Below are 431 nucleotides of genomic sequence, written 5' to 3' on the forward strand. Positions count from 1 at the left end.
CGTTGATCCCGGCGCAGAACGCGACGGGCAACTGGGTCAAGGTGGTGCAGCGCCTGCCGGTCAGGATCGTGATCGATCCAAAGGACCTGCAGGCGCATCCGCTGCGCGTCGGGCTGACGATGGACGCCGTCATCGACACGCGCGACAAGTAGCATGGCGGACGCGATCGCCTCCCCCGGCTCTTCCGGCTCCCCCGGCTCTTCCGGCTCCCCCGGCTCTTCCGGCTCCGGCGCCGGCAGCACTCCGGCCACGGCTTCCGGCGCGGACTCCGAACCGACACCGTTGAGCGGCGGCAAGCTGCTGCTCGCCGGGGTGGCGCTGGCGCTGGCGAACTTCGTCGTCGTGCTCGACACGACGATCGCCAACGTCTCGGTGCCGCATATCGCCGGCGGGCTGGCGATCTCGCCGACGCAGGGGACGTGGGTGATCAC

2 pseudogenes are annotated in these 431 nt (G+C 70.5%); both read left to right on the plus strand.

The annotated features are described in order from the left end of the window. Window positions 1-152: pseudogene (locus JWG43_RS20945) on the plus strand (EmrA/EmrK family multidrug efflux transporter periplasmic adaptor subunit); the annotation flags it as partial. A gap of 1 nt (window position 153) precedes the next feature. Then, window positions 154-431, plus strand: a pseudogene (locus JWG43_RS20950) (hypothetical protein); the annotation flags it as partial.

The sequence above is a fragment of the Desulfobulbus alkaliphilus genome, assembly GCF_016918545.1.
In the GTDB taxonomy this organism is placed as follows: Bacteria; Desulfobacterota; Desulfobulbia; order Desulfobulbales; family Desulfobulbaceae; genus Desulfobulbus; species Desulfobulbus alkaliphilus.